Raw genomic sequence first — 866 nt, 5'->3', positions numbered from 1 at the left:
TATACACGTCTTAAGTTTACAATTTCTAATTTTAATACTATTAATCAGAAAGAACAAAAGAGAGGATTAAGGTTAGTATACACGTTGAAGCTTAAGACTTCGGCAACATAGATAATCCCCTCTCTTTTCTACTTATGATTTCGTTCAGTTCTGTGAGACCTAGATCTCGATTTTAAGTTGTTGAAAGCAAAGTAGGGTGTCCTTTCCAAAATTCAGTTCTTATGGATAAATATACAGAAATTTATGGTGTAGATATTAGTAAAGATGTGTTTGATGTAATGGATACAGGAGGCACCCATAGGCAGTTTAGTAATAATAAGAAAGGTTTCAAGGAGTTTGCTAAAATAGTTTCAAAAGGGAGTTTGATTGTAATGGAAGCTACAGGTTATTACTATTATTGTTTAGCACAGTATCTCTATAACAAGGGTTATTCAGTTTCTGTAGTTAATCCGTTGTCAGTTAAACGCTTTATCCAAATGAAGTTGTCAAAAATTAAAACGGATAAGAGCGATGCTAAGTCGATTTGCCAGTATGCCTGTCTGAATCAGGTTGTTCTTTATAGTGGAAAAGATAAGAACCATTCAGCCTGTTTACAATTAATCAGTTTGATCGAGATCTATTTAAAACAAAGTACACAATTAAAGAATAAGCTTCATGGAGAGCATACCTTGGGTTTGCCCAGCAAGAGTGTGTATCATTCACTAAATCGTTCATTAAAGTCACTAAAAAGCGAAATAAAGGTCTTAGAAGATCGCTTGATTGAACTAGTTAAAGAAGATCAACAGTCTCAATTAAAGGATTTAAAAAGTATCCCAGGACTAGGTACAAAAACAGCTGTGTTATTAATTGTACTAACCAATGGATTT

At 33.3% G+C, this 866-nt stretch carries 1 protein-coding gene; it reads left to right on the top strand.

The window, feature by feature from the left end; translation table 11 throughout:
• Nucleotides 1-221: 221 nt before the first annotated feature.
• The coding region (locus tag AC1EU5_RS15985; protein ID WP_480193420.1) for an IS110 family transposase at nt 222-866 on the top strand (645 nt) is incomplete at its 3' end.

The organism is Maritimimonas sp. 2405UD52-3, from assembly GCF_056591715.1.
Note: the sequence above shows the minus strand (reverse complement) of the source record. Positions and strands in the feature narration are given on the sequence as shown.